The sequence below is a fragment of the Candidatus Symbiopectobacterium sp. NZEC151 genome, assembly GCF_025962655.1.
Lineage (GTDB): Bacteria > Pseudomonadota > Gammaproteobacteria > Enterobacterales > Enterobacteriaceae > Symbiopectobacterium.
The window spans coordinates 319,444-339,819 of sequence record NZ_JAGFPE010000005.1; the positions used below are offsets into that span (position 1 = coordinate 319,444).

Consider the following 20,376-nt stretch of genomic DNA (forward strand, 5'->3'; position numbering starts at 1 on the left):
CGCGTAAACGGGAGCACTACGTTAACATAAGGTTAATAGTTACATACCCGTCAGCCTGCCGCAATCAGTGCCGCAGTCCAATGTGATTCATGACGTGGCTGACGCCTTAGCGCATCCAGCGATCGTTTTTCTTTCTGCTGGGGATCAAGTGTGGCAGCAGCAAACCGATCAGCAAGCCAATGCCCGCCACGCCGCCGCCGTACAGGAACCATTGCAAAATGATTTCCCGTTGCTTGTCATCCAGTTGCACATTGGCAGCATCGACCTTCTTTTGCGCGACAATCAGCTGATTTTTTAAATCCTGATTTTCGTTACGCAGCGCGGTGATGATATTGTCGCTGGCAGACACTTTCTGCTGCATATCGGCGGTGCGTTGGTTCCATTCCTGATCGATATTGCCTAACCGCGCAGTAAGATCGGAAACCTTTTTTTCCAGTTCCGGCACGCGCAGGCGCAGGCTGGGGGTTTGGCTCAGTTGATTCAGCGGCAACCAACTGGTGCGATCTTTGGCATCGCGAATTTGGGCATAACCGGCGTTTTCATTCACGCTGAGCACGGTGACTTCCTCACCGGCATTGAGCGTGCCAATGATGCGATACTGGGTGCCAGGTCCGGTATGAACATAGGTTGATAGCTCATCGGAGATGTAGCGTTTATCTTCTGCATGACTCGCCCAACTGAATGTGAGGCTGGCAAAGGTGAAACAAACGAGGCCTAATTTCTTCATAATTTCATCATGTTGCGCGAATGGTTGGGTGATAGTAGAGGCATAAGTCTGACGAGGCAATGGGTAAACCGAAATGAGAACACTCCTATTACCCATGCTGCTTTACCTGACATTACTGCCCGGTGCGTTTTTTCTGCCGCAGATGTTACGGGTAAGGTGGTGTAATATAGCAAGTATCCGTATTTTCCGTCGCTGATGAAGGGTTGTCAGCATCCGACCCGCAGGGTCATGCTTTTTAGATTGAAATGATGATGAGTGAAGAGATCGAACTGAAGTTTATTGTGCACCCGGACATGGCCGCCACGCTGCCGCGCAAGCTGACGGCCTGGCAAACCGACTACAGCCACAGCGAGCATCTGGAAGGGCGGTTGCTCAGCAACACCTACTATGAAACGGCGGATAACACCTTGCGTCAGCTCGGTATGGGGCTGCGTGTGCGCGGTGAAAACGGCCAGCACGAAATGACGCTGAAAACCGCAGGTACGGTGATTGGCGGGTTGCACCAGCATCCGGAATATAATGTGCCGATGGCGGATGCCAATCTGGATATCCGCTTGCTGCCCGCAGACGTTTGGCCGCCTGAGTGCGATGTCGACGCGCTGGCGCAGGCGCTGCATCCGTTGTTCAGCACCCATTTCCAGCGTGAGAAATGGGTTATCGCTTATCACCAAAGCCTGATTGAAATTGCCTTTGACCAGGGCGATGTGGTTGCCGGTGAGCTGAGCGAGCCCATTCTGGAACTGGAGATGGAGCTGAAATCCGGGCAAACCGACGATCTGCTGGCGCTGTCGCAAGAACTGGCCGAGTGGGGCGGAATGCGCCAGGGAAGCCTGAGCAAAGCGGCCCGAGGTTATCATTTGGCCCAAGGCGCGGTGCCGCGCGAGTGCCGTGCGCTGCGCATGCTGGCTCTGCCTGCCAAGAGCACCATCGATCAGGCTATTGGCGCTGCGCTGGAGCATGCGCTGGCCCACTGGCAATACCATGAAGAGTTGTGGGCTCGCGGTGAACGTAAGGCGCGTTTACAACTGCTGGAAGCCGGTGCTCTGATGCGTGAAATGCTGGTGCTGGTGGGCGGCGTGGTGCCGCGCAAAGTGACCACGCTGTTCCGCGCTGCACTCACCCATCTGGAAGAGCAGGTTGAACGTGAAACTGACGCCGAGAAGGTGTGTTATGACGCCAACTACCTGAATAGTAAGTTAGTGCTTACCTCATGGCTGATTAACAGCAGTTGGCGTGAGCATATGGATAACAAAAGCCGCATGCGCTTAATGGGCTCTTATAAACGCTTTTGTGACGTGATGCTGGATCGCGCCATGGCGGAATTGCGCTCCGTATTCAGTCACCCGCTGGATGCGGATCACTACCAGCAACAGTTGGCGCGTTTGCAACGCAACATCAATGCGTTCCTGCTGCTCTCCTGTGCCTATCCGGAAGCCACCGTCGAATCCTTTATCGCGTCGTGGCGCGCGGTAGAGCACGGTATCAGGCACCTCCCTGCTTCGGGCGTGGACAGCGTGCTGGAAACTACGCGCCGCCAGGCGGTGGAACAAACGGCGTACTGGCTAAGCAGCGCCAGCGCGTAACGTGTTATTGCTTCCCGGCACGCCGGGATTATCAGGGAGTTGCCATGTCGAATTCGCCCTTCTCCTCTGCGTTGCCGCCGCTGCTGGCGGAGCAGGCGCAGCGTGTGTTATCCCGCCTGCAAGAGACCATGACGCTCCCCGCGTCCATCGCGTCAGAGGATCTGGCCGTATTGGCCTCCAGTGACTTTGTCAGCGAGGCGCTGGCGCGCTACCCCGACTGGTGGGAGGCATTGCACCAGCAGTCGCCGCAGCCGGAGGAGTGGCAACACTACGGGCAATGGCTGGCACAGGCGCTGGAGGAGGTAGGCGATGAGGCGACGCTGATGCGCGTGTTGCGTGAGTTTCGTCGCCGGATGCTGGTGCGTATTGCCTGGTCGCAGGCGCTCGCCACCAGCACCACGCCGCAAACGCTGCGTCAACTGAGCGAATTGGCCGAGACATTGATTGTGGCGGCACGCGGCTGGCTGTATGACGCTTGCTGCCGCGAGTGGGGCACGCCCAGTAACGCGCAAGGAGAGCCGCAGCCACTGCTGATATTGGGCATGGGCAAGCTGGGGGGCGGTGAGCTGAACTTCTCCTCTGATATCGACCTGATTTTTGTCTATCCGGAAAACGGCCAAACGCGCGGGGGACGGCGCGAGCTGGATAACGGGCAATTCTTTACCCGGCTCGGGCAGCGTCTGATTAAAGCGCTGGATCAGATGACCGTGGACGGCTTTGTCTACCGTGTTGATATGCGTTTACGGCCGTTTGGCGACAGCGGTCCGCTGGTGCTCAGTTTCGCCGCGATGGAAGAGTATTATCAGGAGCAGGGGCGCGATTGGGAACGCTATGCGATGGTGAAAGCGCGTCTGATGGGCGGCATGGAGGATGTCTACAGCCAGGAGCTGCGCGCGCTGCTGCGCCCGTTTGTGTTCCGCCGCTATATCGATTTCAGCGTGATCCAATCGCTGCGTAACATGAAGGGCATGATTGCCCGCGAAGTGCGGCGACGCGACCTGCGTAACAACATCAAGCTGGGCGCGGGCGGTATTCGCGAAATTGAGTTTATCACCCAGGTTTTCCAACTGATCCGCGGTGGACGTGAACCGGGGCTGCAAGGCCGGGAACTGCTGCCGACGTTGCAGCACACCGGTAGCCTGGGCCTGCTCTCGCCGCAGCAGGTGGACGAACTGAGCAATGCCTATCTGTTTTTGCGGCGGCTGGAAAACCTGTTGCAGGCGATTGCCGATGAGCAGACGCAAACCTTGCCGCAAGAGGCGTTGAATCAGCAGCGTCTGGCGTGGGGCATGGGGTTTGATGGTTGGGATACACTGTATGATGCCTTACAAAACCATATGCTGGCGGTGCGCCGGGTGTTTAACGACCTGATTGGCGATGATGCGCAGGACGGGCAGGATGCACCGGAGTGCAGCGGTTACAACAGCGTATGGTTGGACGCGCCCGATGAGGTAGATATGGGCGCGTTGATGCCGACGCTCAGCGACGGTGCGCGTAATGCGTTGCTGCGCGCCATCACCGATTTTCGTCATGATTTGGTCAAACGCACCATTGGCCCACGCGGGCGTGATGTGCTCGATCACCTTATGCCGCTGCTGCTGGCTGAAGTGTGTGCTCACAAGCAGGCGGAACATATTTTGCCGCGCCTGACGCCGTTGTTGCTCGGCATCGTGACGCGCACCACCTATCTGGAGCTGTTGCTGGAATCGCGCCCCGCGTTGATTCAATTGGTGCGCCTGTGCGCCGCGTCGCCGATGGTGGCGAGCCAGTTGGCGCGTTATCCGCTGCTGCTGGATGAACTGCTCGACCCGGCGACGCTCTATCACCCGCTGGCGCCGGAAGCCTATCACGATGAACTGCGCCAATACCTGATGCGCGTGCCAGAGGAAGACGAAGAGCAGCAACTGGAAGCGGTGCGGCAGTTCAAACAGGCGCAGCAGTTGCGCATTGCCGCAGGCGACATCGCGGGCGTGCTGCCGGTGATGAAAGTGAGCGATCACTTAACCTATCTGGCGGAAGCCATCATCGCCGCCGTGGTGCAACAAGCCTGGACGCAAATGGTGGCGCGCTATGGGCAACCGACGCATCTGCACCAGCGCGAAGGACGCGGCTTTGCGGTGATTGGTTACGGCAAACTGGGCGGCTGGGAGCTGGGCTACAGCTCCGATCTCGATCTGGTGTTTCTGCTGGACTGTCCGGATGAGGTAATGACTGACGGTGAACGCAGCATCGATGGCCGCCAGTTCTACCTCCGTCTGGCGCAGCGTGTGATGCACCTGTTTAGCACGCGTACCTCATCGGGCATCCTGTACGAGGTTGATGCCCGCCTGCGCCCGTCTGGAGCGGCGGGAATGCTGGTCAGCACCGTCGGCGCTTTCGGCGATTATCAACAACATGAAGCCTGGACCTGGGAACATCAGGCGCTGGTGCGTGCGCGCATGGTGTATGGCGAGCATGGCGTACAGGCGCAGTTTGAGGCGATACGGCGTCAGATTTTATGTCAGGAACGGGAGCCCGAGACGCTGCGTGCCGAAGTGCGCGAAATGCGCGAGAAGATGCGCCAGCATCTGGCCAATAAAGACCCTGCGCTGTTTGATCTCAAAACCGACGAGGGCGGTATCACCGATATCGAATTTATCGTGCAGTATCTGGTGCTACGTTATGCGGTACAGGAGCCGCGTCTGACACGCTGGTCTGATAACGTGCGCATTCTGGAACTGATGGCCCAGAGCGGCGTGATGGACGAGGAAGAAGCGCGGGCTTTGACACTGGCATATATCACCCTGCGCGACGAGTTGCACCATCTGGCGTTGCAGGAACAGTCGGCACGTGTCAGCGTTGAAAGCTTTTTGTCTGAGCGTCAACAGGTGAAAACCAGCTGGGAAAAATGGCTCGGTGCCGGGGCGCAGTAGGCAACGAATGTTGTTTCGAAGGGCTGCGGGGGCTGTGCTATTATCGCGGCCAACTGTATGACAAAAAACATCTTGGAGTAGGTGCATGAAAGTTTCATTACCTGATTTTCGTCAGGCTGGCGTGCTGGTGGTTGGGGATGTGATGCTGGATCGCTACTGGTACGGCCCTACCAGCCGTATTTCGCCAGAAGCGCCTGTACCGGTAGTCAAAGTCGATACCATTGAAGAACGTCCCGGCGGTGCTGCCAACGTTGCCATGAATATTGCGGCGCTGGGTGCCAACTCCCGTCTGGTCGGGCTGACGGGCATTGATGATGCCGCGCGCGCGCTGAGCGCCAAGCTGAGCGACGTGAACGTCAAATGTGATTTTGTTTCGGTGCCGACGCACCCGACCATCACCAAGCTGCGCGTGCTGTCGCGCAACCAGCAGTTGATTCGCCTTGATTTCGAAGAAGGCTTTGACGGGGTTGATCCGCAGCCGATGTTGGAGCGCATTGCCCAGGCGTTGCCGAAAATCGGCGCGCTGGTGCTGTCTGACTACGCAAAAGGCGCACTGGCCCATGTGCAGGCGATGATCCAAACCGCCAACGCGGCGGGCGTGCCGGTACTGATTGACCCGAAAGGGACCGATTTTGCGCGCTATCGCGGTGCCACCTTGCTGACCCCGAACCTGTCCGAGTTCGAAGCGGTTGCCGGACGCAGTAAAACCGAAGAAGAGCTGGTGGCGCGCGGCGAGAAAATGATTGCCGATTTTGCCCTTTCCGCCCTGCTGATCACCCGTTCCGAACAGGGTATGACGCTGCTTCAGCCGGGCAAAGCGCCGCTGAATCTGCCGACGCAGGCGCAGGAAGTCTACGATGTGACCGGTGCAGGCGATACCGTGATTGGCGTATTGGCGGCGGCGCTGGCGGCGGGCAATTCACTGGAAGATGCCTGTTTCCTGGCAAACGCCGCGGCCGGTGTGGTAGTGGGCAAGTTGGGAACCTCTACCGTTACGCCCATCGAGCTGGAAAATGCCATTCGTGGCCGCGCTGACAGCGGTTTTGGTGCGATGGATGAAGCGCAACTGAAAGCAGCCGTCGCGCAGGCGCGTCTGCGCGGTGAAAAAATTGTCATGACCAACGGCGTGTTCGATATTCTGCATGCCGGTCACGTCTCTTATCTGGCGAACGCGCGCAAACTGGGCGATCGCTTGATTGTGGCGGTAAACAGCGATGACTCCACCAGCCGCTTAAAAGGCCCTACGCGTCCGGTCAATGCCCTGGCGCAACGTATGGCGGTGTTAAGCGCGCTCGGCGCAGTGGACTGGGTGGTGCCGTTTGAAGAAGATACGCCGCAGCGCCTGATCGCTGGCATTCTGCCGGATATTCTGGTCAAAGGCGGTGACTACAAGCCGGAAGATATCGCTGGCAGTAAAGAAGTGTGGGCCAACGGTGGTGACGTACAGGTGCTGAACTTTGAAGATGGCTGTTCTACCACTAACATTATTAATGCCATCAAAGCGAATACGCCGCGATAAACCAAAAGAGTACGGGTAACCATCCAGTGACAGTTGAACATCTGACATCGCGTGTGGCTGAGCTGCACGCGCAATTGCGCCACCACGAATACCTCTATCACGTTGAAGATGCGCCGGAAATTCCCGATGTGGAATACGACCGCCTGATGAATGAGCTTAAGGCGATCGAAGCAGAGCATCCTGAGCTGATTACGTCGGATTCACCGACGCAGCGCGTTGGTGCGGCACCGTTATCGGCGTTCGACACCGTGCGCCATGAGGTGCCAATGCTGTCGTTGGATAATGTGTTCGATGATGAAAGCTATCTGGCGTTCTACAAACGCGTTCAGGATCGCCTGAAAAGCGGTGAGGAACTGACCTTCTGCTGTGAGCTGAAGCTCGATGGGTTGGCGGTAAGCCTGCTGTATGAAAACGGCCTGTTGGTGCAGGCGGCCACGCGCGGCGATGGCAGTACCGGGGAAAACATTACCGCCAATATCCGTACCATCGCTGCCATTCCGCTGCGGTTGCACGGTGACAACATTCCTGCACGCGTAGAAGTGCGCGGCGAAGTGTTTATGAAACACCGCGGCTTTGAAAAGATGAATGATGAAGCGCGACGTACCGGCGGCAAGATTTTTGCCAATCCGCGCAATGCGGCAGCGGGATCGTTGCGTCAGCTCGATCCGCGTATTACGGCCAAACGTCCCCTGACCTTTTTCTGCTACGGCGTTGGCCTATTGGAAGGCGGAACTCTGCCAGACAGCCATTTGGCACGCCTGAAGCAATTTAAAGCCTGGGGATTGCCGGTCAGCGATCGTATCCGTTTATGCACTGGCAGTGCGGACGTGCTGGCATTTTATCGTCAGGTAGAACAGGAACGCGCTACGCTCGGCTTCGATATTGACGGCGTGGTGGTCAAAGTTGACGATCTGGCATTGCAAGAGCGACTCGGGTTTGTGGCGCGCGCGCCGCGCTGGGCGGTAGCCTTTAAATTCCCGGCGCAGGAACAACTGACCTGGCTGCACGGCGTTGATTTCCAGGTAGGGCGCACCGGTGCCATTACGCCGGTGGCGCGCCTTGAGCCGGTTGCCGTTGCCGGGGTGATGGTAAGTAATGCCACCTTGCACAACCGCGATGAAATTGAACGTCTTGGCATCCAGATTGGCGATCGCGTTATCGTGCGCCGCGCAGGCGATGTGATTCCGCAGATTGTTGGCGTGGTGGAAGCAGAGCGACCTGCCGATGCGCGTCCTATCGATTTTCCTGAGCAATGCCCGGTGTGCGGTTCCGACGTGGAGCGCGTTGAAGGGGAAGTCGTGACGCGCTGTACCGGCGGCTTGATTTGTGGTGCTCAGCGTAAGGAAGCGTTAAAGCACTTTGTTTCCCGCCGTGCGCTGGACGTGGAAGGCATGGGCGACAAAGTTATCGATCAACTGGTGGAAAAAGAGTACGTCAAAACGCCTGCCGACCTGTTCACCCTCACGGCTGGCATCCTGACCGGGCTGGATCGTATGGGGCCGAAATCGGCGCAGAATCTGGTCAATGCGCTGCAAAAAGCCAAATTTACCACCTTTGCCCGTTTCCTGTTTGCGTTGGGTATTCGTGACGTGGGCGAAGCGACGGCGGCCAACCTGGCGCAGCATTTTGCCACGCTGGAGAACCTGTTTGCGGCGGATGAAGACGCGCTGCTGGAGGTGGCGGATGTGGGACCGGTGGTGGCGAAGCATGTGCGCCATTTCTTGCAGGAAGCGCACAATCAGCAAGTGATTCGCGAGCTTATCGATCCTGAGGGCATCAATATTCACTGGCCGGCAATCGAAAAGGTGGATGTCGCCACGCTCGATAACCCGTTTGCCGGCAAGACCATTGTGCTGACGGGGTCGCTGAGCCAGCTATCCCGTGATGAAGCCAAGGATCGCCTGACGGCGTTGGGGGCGAAAGTGAGCGGCAGCGTGTCCAAGAAAACCGATATGGTGATTGCCGGGGAAGCGGCGGGCTCCAAGCTGGCCAAAGCACAAGAACTGAATATCCCGGTGATTGATGAAGCTGAGATGATCCGCCTGCTCGGAGTCTGACCGATGGAAAAAGAGGATTTGATCGCTATTGCCACCCAACAGATGCCGTTTGGCAAGTATCAGGGCCGTGTACTGATCGATTTGCCCGAGGAGTATTTGCTGTGGTTTGCCCGCAAGGATTCGTTTCCCAAAGGGCGGCTGGGCGATTTGATGCAACTGACGCTGACTATCAAGATTGAAGGGCTGCAAGGGCTGGTAACGCCGCTCAAGCAGCGTTAGAAGCAGCACCGCGCTTGCGGTGCTGCGCGTGTGACTAAACGGCTACACGTAGATGTTGATTTTATTCTCTGCGGTTGGCTTGTTAACGCCTTCCTCTTTGGCAGTAGACGTGGATACCGCCTGCTGCTGTTTACTCTCCGATGACTCGTTCTGCAACTGGGCAATTTGCGCTTGAAGTGCCTGAATCTGTGACTGAATCAATTGCTGCTGCTTTTGCAGGCTGGCTTTTTCTTCATCCGTAGAGGCTTTCTCTGCGGAGGAAGAGAGCTCTTTGGACTGCTGCGTCAGCTTTTGAATCTGCTGATTGAGACGGGAAATTTGCTGCTCGTTGCTTGAACCTGAACTCGCGCTGCTGCTCGTAGCAGACGACACTGCGCTGATACTGGTCATTTTTTCTCCTTGTCATTGCGGCACTGAGTGTGCCCATAGAGTATCGACGTCTATCTCCCCTTGCTTCACAGGCTTTTTGTTTGGATACAGAACGATAGGATCAGGTTTGTTACAGTAAATGTAACCAAATATGTTTTTGCCGGTTTGGACGACAAAATGAGGGGATTTGGGCGAAAAATAAAGAAGGGGGAGGTGGGCGCACGGCGAGGGAATTATCCTTATTCCCGGCCGTATGCTGACGATAAAACGCGGTTAATCAACTGCCATACACATTGATGGCGTTGGTGAGTCGCTGAGCCTGACGGTTTAAACTTTCTGCCGTATCAGTCGATTGCACCACCATTTCGGTATTGCTTTGGGTCATGATTTCGATTTGGGCGATGGATTGGTTAATCAATCCCAACGCCTGCGTTTGCTCTTGCGTGGCGTTGCTGATCTCTTTGATCATGGTAGAGACTTGCAGCACTTCGCTGACGATATCCGCAATGTGTTTGCCCGCGTTTTCCACCATTTTACCGCCTGACTCCACGCTTGCGACGTTGGCATCGATCAGCGTTTTGATCTCTTTGGCGGCGGATGCGGAGTGTTGGGCCAGGTTGCGTACTTCGGCAGCGACCACGGCAAAACCGCGCCCTTGCACACCCGCTCTGGCGGCTTCTACCGCCGCGTTGAGTGCGAGGATATTGGTTTGAAACGCAATGCTGTCGATCACGCCGATAATATCGACGATCTTATCGCTCGCCTTGGAGATGGATTCCATCATACCAATGGTTTCGCCCATGATATCACCGCCTTTTTGCGCCGTTTGGCTGGCAGCTTCCGCCATGCCGGTGGCCTGAATCGCGGTTTCGGCGCTTTGCTGTACCGCAACGGTGATTTCTTCAATCGCAGCAGCAGTTTGTTGCAGGTTGGCTGAGGTCTCTTCGGTACGGGCATTGAGTGACGCATTGTTCTCCGTCAGGCGCTGACTCACGTCGGTCATGCCTTGCACCTGCGTACCAACGTCATCCACCAGCGAGTGAAGATTGAGGCCAAACTGGTTAATGGAACGCATCAACAGGCCTATCTCATCCACGCGGTTAAAATGAACGTGTGATGTCTTGCGCCCGGAAACCACATTCTGCGCTTGTCTCTGCATGGTTTTCAGCGGGCGACTGATTTGGCTTTGTAAAAAGGCATCCATCAACAGAAACAGGATGACCGCCGCCAGCGCTGACCAGACCGGATCGAGGCCGAGATAGGCGAGCAGAACGGGTGCCAGCGCCGCGATAAACAGCGGGCAACGGATGCGCCAGCGCACGGAGATTTTTTGCAGCACGGAGAGCGGGGAAAATAACCCGGTGCGAACCACCAATCCCTTATAAAAGGCGCGGCTGCCTGCCTGCTTTTGCTGTACGGCTTCGTACAGGGGTTCGACAAATTTGATCTCTTCCGCGCTGGGCGTGTTGCGCACGGAAATATAGCCGCTCAACTGATTGTTATGATAAACCGGCGTGACGTTGGCGCGAACCCAGTAATGGTCGCCGTTTTTACGTCGGTTTTTTACCAGCCCGGTCCAGCTATCGCCTTGTTGCAGGGTGTACCACATATCGGCAAACGCTTCGACGGGCATATCAGGGTGACGCACCACGTTGTGGGGCTGGGTGATAAGTTCATCTTCGGCGTAACCGCTGACGCGGATAAACGCGGAGTTGGCGTAGGTAATGTAACTTTGAGTATCAGTGGTGGACATCAAGGTTGTGTCCACGTCCAACAGATACTCCTGTTGCGTAACAGGCGTATTGACCCTCATTTGGAACCCCTGGTGCAATTATGGTGCTGTGTTAATAAATTCACGCCCGGTTAAAGGCATGCAAAATTAAAGGTTATTAATTTATGTCACTGCTCTAATGATCATAAAAATGTAATAACTTCACACTGATGACGTTTGCCACGTCACTGTGGGCGCGGGGTGCAACAATCCCGCGTTCGAATTTGAACACGAAGACATCAGAGCGTGTAAATTTATGATGTTGCTGAGGATGCTGTCAATTCATTCGTTTTTAAATAGCACTTTTTTAAATATAAAACCCAGTGAATATAATGAGTTAAAACATCCGGTTATAATAATTTCATGTGAAAGTATAGGATGGAATGAAAGGCTGAGTTGTTACCGTGGTTTGCAAATTTGTTCAAATTTGTAAATAAAATGAGGGGCGCTATTCGTGGGAAAAATCTTATAATCCCTCGAAAGGGTTACCGGATAAACAGAAAGAATGAGTGAACCATAGAATAAAAAAATAAACGCCGGGCAATGATAAATTGCCCGGCGGAATTTAAAAAAAGGTTATTTATCAAGTTACAGGCGCGGGATTGAATACCGCCAGTGCGTTGTGCAGGCCCCATTGATCTGACCAGGTTTTCTTTCTTCCGCTGGCAATATCAAGGATAAAATGGAACAGCTCCCAGCCAACCTGTTCGATGGTGGCATCGCCAGTAGCGATCGTGCCTGCATTGATGTCCATCAAATCATGCCATCTTTCCGCTAATGCGGTGCGGGTCGCCATTTTGATCACGGGCACGGCTAACAGGCCATACGGTGTGCCGCGACCAGTGGTGAAGACCTGCACGGTAATGCCTGAGGCTAACTGCTGGGTGCCACACACAAAATCGCTGGCTGGCGTTGCCGCGTAGATCAACCCGCGTTTGGTCGGGCGCTGCCCCGGAGAGAGCACTTCGGAAATGGCGCTTTGGCCCGATTTGGCGATGGAGCCGAGGGCTTTTTCGACCACGTTCGCCAGCCCGCCCTTTTTATTACCGGGGGAGGGATTGGCGCTGCGATCGGTTTTACCGGTATCCAGATAATTGTCATACCAGGCCATCTCTTCAAGCAGACGACGACCCACTTCTTCGGTCGCGGCGCGCGGGGTGAGAAGGTGGATGGCATCGCGCACTTCGGTGACCTCCGAGAACATCACGGTAGCGCCACAGCGCACCAGCAAGTCTGAGGCATAACCCACCGCCGGGTTGGCTGTTACGCCGGAGAAGGCATCGCTGCCCCCGCACTGCATTCCCACCACCAGCTCAGAAGCCGGGCAGGTTTCCCGACGGCGCAGGTTAAGGCGTTGCAGGTGGCGATCCGCCATGGTGAGAATGTCATCGACCATCGACTGGAACCCCACATGGTGCTCATCTTGCAAACGCACAATGCTGGTGTCATCCAGCGAGATGGCGTGCACATCGGGGGTGCCTTCCAGCAGACGTTCAGGTTGCAATTTTTCGCAGCCCAGTCCGACGATCAGCACTTCGCCGCCAAAATTGGGGTTCAACGCCAGATTGTGGATGGTGCGAATGGGAACCACAGCGGCAGGCGCGTTAATGGCAACGCCGCAGCCGTAGAGATGGTTCAACGCCACCACACCGTCGACATTCGGATAACGGGGCAGCAGATCGCGTTCGATCAGTTTCACCACGTAGTCAACCACGCCTGCGACGCAGTGCACGCTGGTGGTGATGCCGAGCAGGTTTTTACTGCCCACGCTGCCATCGGGATTGCGATAACCCTCGAAGGTATAGCCTTCCAGCGGCGGTAACGGCGCGGGCACTTTGGTCGCCAGCGGCAGGGTGTCCAGCGGTGGTGCATCCGGTAATTCAACCAGAGATTCATCAATCCAACTGCCACGGGCAATCGGTCTTATTGCATAACCAATAATTTCGCCGTAACGAATAATGGCCTCTGCACTATTAATGTCACTCAGGGCAACTTTATGCCCTTGAGGAACATGTTCAATTAATTCAAGCCCGTCCGAAAAGCGGGTGCCAGCACGTAATCCATTATTATTGACGACAATAGCAACATTATCGGATTCGTGGACTTTAATATAAAGCGGTTTTTCCAGTGTGGAATCTGTCACTTTTTTATCTGACATGATGTAAGCCTTTATTCTCGATCTGTAAAATAACGTTCGTTACTATCGTTGTCGGCTAATTCTTCATTGCTCGTGAACGAGTATAAAGCCCCCACTCTGGGGTTGCATTATGCAAGTGACCTATTTTTTGCCGTCAATCCCGTTTTTTCTGTGGCGTTAGGACAAGAAGAGGTGAGTGCTATCACATATCGTCCCGTGAGGGTTATCGGGGGCGCGTGAGGGGGTTGTCAGCGATGTGACGCACCGCGCGAATCGCCGATTTTCGTGAAACACCTCCCAGTCGATAGGGCAACTGCACCAACATATTTAAAAAACGATTTTCAATGTTGTGCCTTTCGCTAGTGAGCCTGCAATTGACGGAATTTATAATCTTCTGGCGAGTGAATGATTCGGTTAACTATTCCAAAGTGACAACACTGAAGCGTTCGCAATATAAAGCCTAAAGGCTAAACAAGTAGTGATTTACCACACTTTCATTCTGATAACCCTACGGCATTTTGTTTCCAGGAATGCGTTATTGAGAATGAATGAACTAACCGTGATCGACAGCAGGAGTTCATCATGAATACAGTAAGCTCAGCAGCTGGCGCTATACAAAAGAGAACAAACGCCCGCTACTGGATTGTCGTGATGTTATTTATAGTCACGTCATTTAACTATGGCGACCGCGCCACCATCTCGATTGCTGGCTCCGCCATGTCCAAGGAAATTGGCCTGGATGCCGTGGGGATGGGGTATATTTTCTCTGCATTCTCTTGGGCCTATGTGATCGGCCAGATCCCCGGCGGCTGGCTGCTTGACCGTTTTGGTTCCAAACGCGTTTACTTCTGGAGTATTTTCACCTGGTCACTGTTCACCTTGCTGCAAGGCTTTGTTGACTTGTTCCAGGGGTCGGCCATCGTAGTCTCCTTGTTTGCACTGCGCTTTATGGTTGGCCTGTGCGAATCGCCCTCTTTCCCCGGTAACAGTCGTATCGTTGCTGCCTGGTTCCCGGCGCAAGAGCGTGGCACTGCCGTGGCGATCTTCAACTCTGCACAGTACTTTGCGACCGTGATCTTCGCCCCCATTATGGGCTGGCTGGTGCATGCGGTGGGTTGGGCGCACGTGTTCTGGTTCATGGGCGGTTTCGGTATTCTGATAAGCTTCCTGTGGCTGAAAATGATCCACGATCCAAAAGATCACCCTGGTATGAATCAGGCGGAGCTGGATTACATCGAAGCCGGTGGTGCACTGATCAATATGGATGCGGCGGCCAACAAAGCCAAAGTGCCTGGTAAAGAGAAGTGGTTCCAGATCAAGCAATTGTTGGGCTCTCGCATGATGATGGGGGTCTATCTCGGCCAGTACTGCATTAACGCATTGACCTACTTCTTTATCACCTGGTTTCCGGTGTATCTGGTACAGGCCAGAGGCATGTCCATTCTCAAAGCCGGTTTTGTTGCCTCGGTGCCGGCCATTTGCGGTTTCGTCGGCGGGGTGTTGGGCGGGGTGATCTCCGACTACCTGATGCGTCGTACCCAAAACCTGACGCTGGCGCGTAAAACGCCTATCGTGCTGGGTATGCTGCTCTCCATGTCGATGGTTATCTGTAACTATGTATCGACGGAGTGGGTGGTTATCGCGGTGATGGCGCTGGCGTTCTTCGGTAAAGGCATCGGCGCGCTCGGTTGGGCGGTGATGGCGGATACGGCACCGAAAGAGATCAGCGGTTTGAGCGGCGGTCTGTTTAATATGTTTGGTAATATTTCCGGTATCGTCACCCCCATTGCGATTGGTTATATTATTGGCATGACCGGTTCCTTTAACGGTGGCCTGATTTATGTGGGTATCCACGCGGCAGTGGCTATTATCAGCTACCTGTTTATTGTGCAGGATATCAAGCGTATCGAATTGAAACCTTTCAAAGGGTAATATATTCAGCAGGTCAGGCGGATAACGCCTGACCTGTACCGCTTCGGGCGTAATGCCCGCTCTGTGCGTTATGAGCACGCCCTGCGTGCTTAACCTCGTCACGTTACCTCCCATTTTTCTCTTATAACCCACCTTATTTTTACGCGTATCTTTTGCTTCCTCTGGTTTCACTGTTTTTTGTTTTAGAAAAAATGAAATAATAACGACTGCGGCGATTAACCTATTCGCCTGTGCTATTTTTCACGTGCGTTAATCATTGGCGGTGTGCCATTTTTCATTTCCACTTCACATAAACGCTAATTTCGTGAATGACTTCGCAATGCGTTGTGCCGAGTTACCATTTAATCATTATCCTGAGACAAAATGTTGTGCACTCGCCCAATGAGCCGGCGCATGTCAGTCATTATAATTTGATGCAGTAGAGCAACGACGGTGCGCGGAGATACGTTGCCCTGTAGTGAGAATTTGTCTCTTCCGCGCTGACACTGACCTCGGCTGGAACACACGATGATAAATAACACCCAGAGTACCCCGGTCATTACCGACATGAAGGTTATCCCGGTTGCCGGCTATGACAGCATGCTGTTGAACATTGGCGGCGCACACGGTGCCTATTTCACGCGCAACCTGGTGGTGTTGACCGACAGCGCGGGCCACACCGGTGTGGGCGAAGCACCAGGCGGCGAGGTAATTTATCGCACGCTGGTCGATGCGATCCCCCGTGTGAAAGGTGAACAGATTGCGCGGATGAACCGTCTGGTGCATGACGTGCATACGGGTAACCAATCCTCTGATTTTGATGCCTTCGGCAAAGGGGCCTGGACGTTTGAACTGCGGGTCAACGCCGTGGCGGCGCTGGAAGCCGCGCTGCTGGATTTACAAGGACAGTTTCTGGGCGTGCCGGTTGCCGAGCTGCTTGGGCCGGGCAAACAGCGTGATGAAGTCACGGTGCTGGGCTACCTGTTCTACATCGGCGATCGCACCAAAACGGATTTGCCTTATCTGCCGGGGGAAACCGGCAAGCACGAGTGGTATCACCTGCGCCATCAGGCGGCAATGGACAGCGACGCCATTGTGCGGTTGGCTGAAGCGTCTGCCGATCGTTACGGTTTCAAAGATTTCAAACTGAAAGGTGGGGTACTGCCGGGCGAACAAGAGATTGAGTCGGTGAAGGCGCTGAAAAAACGCTTCCCGGATGCCCGCATCACCGTCGATCCCAACGGTGCCTGGCTGCTGGATGAGGCCATCCGTTTGTGCAAAGGCATGAACGGCATTCTGACCTATGCCGAAGATCCCTGTGGGGCTGAACAAGGCTTCTCTGGCCGTGAGGTGATGGCGGAGTTCCGTCGCGCCACCGGCCTGCCAGTGGCAACCAACATGATCGCCACCAACTGGCGTGAAATGAACCATGCCGTGATGCTGCAAGCCGTGGACATCCCGCTGGCGGACCCGCATTTCTGGACCATGCACGGTGCGGTGCGCGTCGCGCAACTGTGCAACGATTGGGGCCTGACCTGGGGCTGCCACTCCAATAACCATTTTGACGTGTCACTCGCCATGTTTACCCACGTTGGCGCGGCCGCTCCGGGCAATCCTACCGCGATTGATACCCACTGGATTTGGCAGGAAGGGCAGCATCTGACCAAAGAGCCGCTACAGATCGTCAACGGCAAGATTGCCGTACCCGAGCGTCCAGGGCTGGGGGTTGAGCTGGATATGGTGCAAGTGATGAAAGCCCATGAGTTACACAAAAAACTGCCCAGCGGCGCGCGCAATGATGCGGCGGCCATGCAGTACCTGATTCCCGGCTGGACATTCGATCGCAAGCGTCCCGTTTTCGGTCGTTAATAAACGGGCCTGCGCAACGGGCAGGCAAACGCTTTAGTAAAGCAAGCTTATCAAGACAGCTACCGAAAGACAGACTAAAAGGATAACAACATGACCCTACAACAATCCACACCGGTGATTACCCACATGCAAGTCATCCCCGTCGCGGGACACGACAGCATGTTGCTGAACCTGAGCGGGGCGCATGCGCCTTACTTCACGCGTAATATCGTGATTCTGAAAGATAACTCAGGTCATACCGGTGTGGGTGAAATTCCCGGTGGCGAAAAGATTCGCCAAACGCTGGAAGATGCGTCGGTGTTGGTGATCGGTAAAACGCTGGGCGAATATAAGAACGTCATGAATGCCGTGCGTAACCAGTTTGCCGATCGCGATGCTTCCGGTCGCGGGCTGCAAACCTTCGATCTGCGTACCACCATTCACGTGGTCACCGGGATCGAAGCCGCCATGCTCGACCTGCTGGGCCAGTTCCTCAACGTGCCGGTTGCCGCCCTGCTGGGTGATGGTCAACAGCGTGACGCCGTGGAAATGCTTGGTTATCTGTTCTATGTCGGCGATCGTACCAAAACGGACCTGCCGTATCAGAGCCAGCCGGATGAGAAATGCGATTGGTATCGCCTGCGTCATGAAGAAGCGCTGACCCCTGAGTCGATAGTGCGTTTGGCGGAAGCCGCCTATGAAAAATACGGTTTCAATGATTTCAAACTGAAAGGCGGCGTGCTGGCCGGTAGCGAAGAGGCGGAAGCGGTTACCGCGCTGTCCAAACGTTTTCCGCAGGCGCGTATCACCCTCGATCCCAACGGTGCCTGGTCACTGGAAGAGGCCATTCGCCTTGGTAAGCAGCTGCGCGGCGTGCTGGCGTACGCGGAAGATCCGTGCGGTGCAGAGCAGGGCTTCTCTGGCCGTGAAGTGATGGCGGAGTTCCGCCGCGCGACCGGCTTGCCGACAGCCACCAACATGATCGCCACTGACTGGCGTCAGATGGGACACACTATCTCTCTGCAATCGGTCGATATCCCGCTGGCGGACCCGCACTTCTGGACCATGCAAGGTTCGGTACGCGTGGCGCAGATGTGCCATGAGTGGGGCTTGACCTGGGGCTCGCACTCCAACAACCATTTCGACATCTCGCTCGCCATGTTCACCCACGTCGGTGCTGCCGCACCGGGCAAAATTGCCGCGCTTGATACGCACTGGATTTGGCAGGAAGGCAACCAGCGCATCACCAAAGAGCCACTGAAAATTGTCGGCGGTATGATTGAAGTGCCGAAGAAACCGGGTCTGGGCATTGAGCTCGATATGGATCAGGTGATGAAAGCGCACGAGCTGTACAAAAACATGGGGCTGGGCGCACGTGACGATGCGGTTGGCATGCAGTATCTCATTCCTGGTTGGACGTTCGATAACAAACGCCCCTGCCTGGTTCGTTAATTCACGCTGTACGCCGCCTCATCCGGGGCGGCGCGATAAAGAGTAAGGATAAAACATGAAGACGCCATTGTTGCCAAATCGGTTTCGCCAGGAGTTAACCGAGGGAAAAACCCTGATCGGTTGCTGGTGTGCGTTGGCTAACCCCATTTCTACCGAAGTGCTGGGTCTGGCCGGGTTTGACTGGCTGGTGCTGGACGGAGAGCATGCACCGAACGACATCAGCACCTTTATTCCTCAGCTGATGGCGCTGAAAGGCAGCCACAGTGCGCCGGTGGTGCGCCCGCCCTGCAATGAGCCAGTCATCATCAAGCGTCTGCTGGATATCGGTTTCTATAACTTCCTGATCCCGTTTGTGGAAACCGAAGAAGAAGCGGTGCGCGCGGTGGCGTCTACGCGTTATCCCCCTGCCGGTATTCGCGGTGTCTCTGTGGGCCATCGCAGCAATGCGTTCGGCACCGAACCCAACTATTTCGCCACCATCAACGACAACATCACGGTGTTGGTGCAGATCGAAACCCAGGAAGGTGTCGACAACCTGGATGCCATCGCGGCGGTTGACGGTGTGGACGGTATTTTCGTTGGACCGGGCGATCTCTCTGCGGCACTGGGCTATCTGGGGCAACCAAATCACCCGGAAGTGCAGAAAGTCATCCGTCATATTTTTGAGCGTGCGGCAGCGCACGGCAAACCGAGCGGCATTTTGGCACCGGTTGAAGCGGATGCGCGCCGTTACCTGGAGTGGGGTGCCAGCTTTGTTGCCGTTGGCAGCGATCTGGGCGTGTTCCGTGGTGCCACTGCGGCGCTGTGTGACAAATTCAAAAAATCATTTGAATAAATCCGGGCCAGTCAGGCCATTACCGCATTTAACGATCGGACTACGGGGTTAACGTAATGAAAATTGGTTTTATTGGACTGGGTATTATGGGTAAACCGATGAGTAAAAACCTGATCAAAGCAGGTTACTCATTGGTGGTCTCCGACAGAAACAGCGCTGTGGTCGCGGAAGTGGTTGCCGCCGGTGCTACCGCCGCCGACACCGCCAAAGCGGTTGCCGAGCAGAGCGATATCATCATCACCATGCTGCCCAATTCACCGCACGTGAAAGAAGTGGTGCTGGGTGAAAACGGCGTTATCGACGGTGCGCGCGAAGGCAGCATCGTAATTGACATGAGCTCCATTGCGCCGCTGGCCAGCCGTGAAATTGCGGCTGCACTGGCAGAAAAAGGCATCGAGATGCTGGATGCACCGGTGAGCGGCGGTGAGCCGAAAGCCATCGACGGCACCCTGTCCGTGATGGTGGGCGGTGACAAAGCGATATTCGATCGCTGCTACGACGTGATGAAAGCGATGGCGGGTTCCGTAGTGCACACCGGCGACATCGGCGCAGGCAACGTGACCAAACTGGCGAATCAGGTGATCGTGGCGTTGAATATCGCCGCCATGTCTGAAGCGCTGGTGCTGGCGACCAAAGCGGGCGTAAACCCGGATCTGGTGTATCAGGCAATCCGCGGTGGGTTGGCGGGCAGCACGGTGCTGGATGCCAAAGCGCCGATGGTGATGGATCGCAACTTCAAACCGGGCTTCCGTATCGATCTGCACATCAAGGATCTGGCGAACGCGCTGGATACTTCGCACGGCGTTGGCGCGCAGTTGCCGTTAACGGCGGCGGTGATGGAAATGATGCAGGCGCTGAAAGCGGACGAACTGGGAACGGCAGATCACTGTGCATTAGCACGGTACTACGAAAAGCTGGCCAAAGTTGAAGTGACTCGCTAAGGCAACAGGTCGGTACGACGACTATTCGATACCGACCTGACATACTGACCCGTAACGACTCCGCGGCCCGTTGATACTGGTGGATCGTTTATGAA

General features: G+C 55.4%; 14 protein-coding genes. 10 read left to right on the forward strand and 4 right to left on the reverse strand.

What is annotated here, in order from left to right:
* Positions 1-106 precede the first annotated feature (106 nt).
* On the reverse strand, positions 107-727 hold the full coding sequence (locus J5067_RS16810) for a TIGR04211 family SH3 domain-containing protein (protein ID WP_264644705.1): 621 nt from the start codon (positions 725-727) through the stop codon (positions 107-109).
* Between the two features lie 251 nt (positions 728-978).
* Between J5067_RS16810 and J5067_RS16815 the strand changes: the two genes are divergently transcribed.
* The 5 genes from J5067_RS16815 to J5067_RS16835 all read left to right on the forward strand — a co-directional run bounded on the left by J5067_RS16815 (position 979) and on the right by J5067_RS16835 (position 9,017).
* Positions 979-2,310, forward strand: a complete 1,332-nt coding sequence (locus J5067_RS16815; protein ID WP_264644706.1) for an inorganic triphosphatase — start codon at positions 979-981, stop codon at positions 2,308-2,310.
* A 44-nt stretch (positions 2,311-2,354) separates the two neighbouring features.
* A complete protein-coding gene (glnE, locus tag J5067_RS16820) occupies positions 2,355-5,222 on the forward strand; it encodes a bifunctional [glutamate--ammonia ligase]-adenylyl-L-tyrosine phosphorylase/[glutamate--ammonia-ligase] adenylyltransferase (RefSeq protein WP_264651597.1) in 2,868 nt (955 codons plus the stop codon).
* Positions 5,223-5,307: 85 nt separating this feature from the next.
* Positions 5,308-6,741 carry a bifunctional D-glycero-beta-D-manno-heptose-7-phosphate kinase/D-glycero-beta-D-manno-heptose 1-phosphate adenylyltransferase HldE gene (gene hldE / locus J5067_RS16825; RefSeq protein WP_264644708.1) on the forward strand — a complete coding sequence of 478 codons (1,434 nt, stop codon included), beginning with the start codon at positions 5,308-5,310 and terminating at the stop codon, positions 6,739-6,741.
* A 26-nt stretch (positions 6,742-6,767) separates the two neighbouring features.
* Positions 6,768-8,798: an NAD-dependent DNA ligase LigA gene (gene ligA / locus J5067_RS16830; RefSeq protein WP_264651598.1), complete on the forward strand. Its 2,031-nt coding sequence runs from the start codon at positions 6,768-6,770 to the stop codon at positions 8,796-8,798.
* A gap of 3 nt (positions 8,799-8,801) precedes the next feature.
* Positions 8,802-9,017, forward strand: a complete 216-nt coding sequence (locus tag J5067_RS16835) for a DUF3820 family protein (protein ID WP_222158046.1) — start codon at positions 8,802-8,804, stop codon at positions 9,015-9,017.
* Between the two features lie 42 nt (positions 9,018-9,059).
* On the opposite strand, the gene J5067_RS16840 is transcribed toward J5067_RS16835, so the two are convergent.
* From J5067_RS16840 to garD, 3 genes are all read right to left on the reverse strand, one after another.
* A complete protein-coding gene (locus J5067_RS16840) occupies positions 9,060-9,407 on the reverse strand; it encodes a FlxA-like family protein (protein WP_264628479.1) in 348 nt (115 codons plus the stop codon).
* Between the two features lie 256 nt (positions 9,408-9,663).
* Positions 9,664-11,199 (reverse strand): PAS domain-containing methyl-accepting chemotaxis protein, encoded by a 1,536-nt coding sequence (locus J5067_RS16845; RefSeq protein ID WP_264644710.1) that lies wholly within the window; start codon positions 11,197-11,199, stop codon positions 9,664-9,666.
* Between the two features lie 541 nt (positions 11,200-11,740).
* Entirely contained in the window at positions 11,741-13,315 is a 1,575-nt protein-coding gene (garD, locus tag J5067_RS16850; protein ID WP_264644711.1) for a galactarate dehydratase, read from the reverse strand.
* Positions 13,316-13,876: 561 nt separating this feature from the next.
* Here garD and J5067_RS16855 point away from each other — a divergent pair.
* The 5 genes from J5067_RS16855 to garR all read left to right on the forward strand — a co-directional run bounded on the left by J5067_RS16855 (position 13,877) and on the right by garR (position 20,281).
* Positions 13,877-15,226, forward strand: a complete 1,350-nt coding sequence (locus J5067_RS16855) for an MFS transporter (protein WP_264644712.1) — start codon at positions 13,877-13,879, stop codon at positions 15,224-15,226.
* A gap of 510 nt (positions 15,227-15,736) precedes the next feature.
* On the forward strand, positions 15,737-17,074 hold the full coding sequence (locus tag J5067_RS16860; protein ID WP_264644779.1) for a glucarate dehydratase family protein: 1,338 nt from the start codon (positions 15,737-15,739) through the stop codon (positions 17,072-17,074).
* Positions 17,075-17,164: 90 nt separating this feature from the next.
* Entirely contained in the window at positions 17,165-18,505 is a 1,341-nt protein-coding gene (gene gudD, locus J5067_RS16865) for a glucarate dehydratase (RefSeq protein WP_264651599.1), read from the forward strand.
* A gap of 55 nt (positions 18,506-18,560) precedes the next feature.
* A complete protein-coding gene (gene garL / locus J5067_RS16870; protein ID WP_195312217.1) occupies positions 18,561-19,340 on the forward strand; it encodes a 2-dehydro-3-deoxyglucarate aldolase in 780 nt (259 codons plus the stop codon).
* 56 nt (positions 19,341-19,396) lie between these two features.
* Positions 19,397-20,281 (forward strand): 2-hydroxy-3-oxopropionate reductase, encoded by an 885-nt coding sequence (gene garR / locus J5067_RS16875; protein ID WP_264651600.1) that lies wholly within the window; start codon positions 19,397-19,399, stop codon positions 20,279-20,281.
* Positions 20,282-20,376 lie beyond the last annotated feature (95 nt).

What these genes read in the sequence shown, in the direction of transcription:
- J5067_RS16810 (WP_264644705.1), bottom strand. Translation starts at nt 727, where the DNA reads ATGAAGAAATTAGGCCTCGTTTGTTTCACCTTTGCCAGCCTCACATTC.
- J5067_RS16815 (WP_264644706.1), top strand. Translation starts at nt 979, where the DNA reads ATGAGTGAAGAGATCGAACTGAAGTTTATTGTGCACCCGGACATGGCC.
- glnE (WP_264651597.1), top strand. Translation starts at nt 2,355, where the DNA reads ATGTCGAATTCGCCCTTCTCCTCTGCGTTGCCGCCGCTGCTGGCGGAG.
- hldE (WP_264644708.1), top strand. Translation starts at nt 5,308, where the DNA reads ATGAAAGTTTCATTACCTGATTTTCGTCAGGCTGGCGTGCTGGTGGTT.
- J5067_RS16835 (WP_222158046.1), top strand. Translation starts at nt 8,802, where the DNA reads ATGGAAAAAGAGGATTTGATCGCTATTGCCACCCAACAGATGCCGTTT.
- J5067_RS16840 (WP_264628479.1), bottom strand. Translation starts at nt 9,407, where the DNA reads ATGACCAGTATCAGCGCAGTGTCGTCTGCTACGAGCAGCAGCGCGAGT.
- J5067_RS16845 (WP_264644710.1), bottom strand. Translation starts at nt 11,199, where the DNA reads ATGAGGGTCAATACGCCTGTTACGCAACAGGAGTATCTGTTGGACGTG.
- garD (WP_264644711.1), bottom strand. Translation starts at nt 13,315, where the DNA reads ATGTCAGATAAAAAAGTGACAGATTCCACACTGGAAAAACCGCTTTAT.
- J5067_RS16855 (WP_264644712.1), top strand. Translation starts at nt 13,877, where the DNA reads ATGAATACAGTAAGCTCAGCAGCTGGCGCTATACAAAAGAGAACAAAC.
- gudD (WP_264651599.1), top strand. Translation starts at nt 17,165, where the DNA reads ATGACCCTACAACAATCCACACCGGTGATTACCCACATGCAAGTCATC.
- garL (WP_195312217.1), top strand. Translation starts at nt 18,561, where the DNA reads ATGAAGACGCCATTGTTGCCAAATCGGTTTCGCCAGGAGTTAACCGAG.
- garR (WP_264651600.1), top strand. Translation starts at nt 19,397, where the DNA reads ATGAAAATTGGTTTTATTGGACTGGGTATTATGGGTAAACCGATGAGT.